Source organism: Staphylococcus sp. HMSC62A08 (assembly GCF_001839105.1).
In the GTDB taxonomy this organism is placed as follows: Bacteria; Bacillota; Bacilli; order Staphylococcales; family Staphylococcaceae; genus Staphylococcus; species Staphylococcus caprae.
The window spans coordinates 1-238 of the sequence record NZ_KV840033.1; the positions used below are offsets into that span (position 1 = coordinate 1).

Annotated in this window: 1 protein-coding gene; it reads right to left on the bottom strand. The window is 38.2% G+C overall.

Annotated features, from left to right (window positions below):
- The coding region (locus tag HMPREF3264_RS05020) for a putative Ig domain-containing protein (RefSeq protein WP_141764448.1) at positions 1-238 on the bottom strand (238 nt) is incomplete at both ends.

Consider the following 238-nt stretch of genomic DNA (forward strand, 5'->3'; position numbering starts at 1 on the left):
ACTTTTGTTGGTGTTCCACTAATTGTGTTCGTCTCACTATCAAAGCTTACACCTTCCGGTAGACCGCTTACTGTGTTCGTCACAGCTTGGCCACTATTATCTGTTGCTTCAATTGTTATTGAATCGATTGATGTGTTCACTTCTTTAGTTTGATTTTCGATAGATGTCACAGTCGGTTTTGTTGTATCCACAACTTTAATTGTAAAGTTTGTTGTCGTTTCATTTCCTGATTCATCCG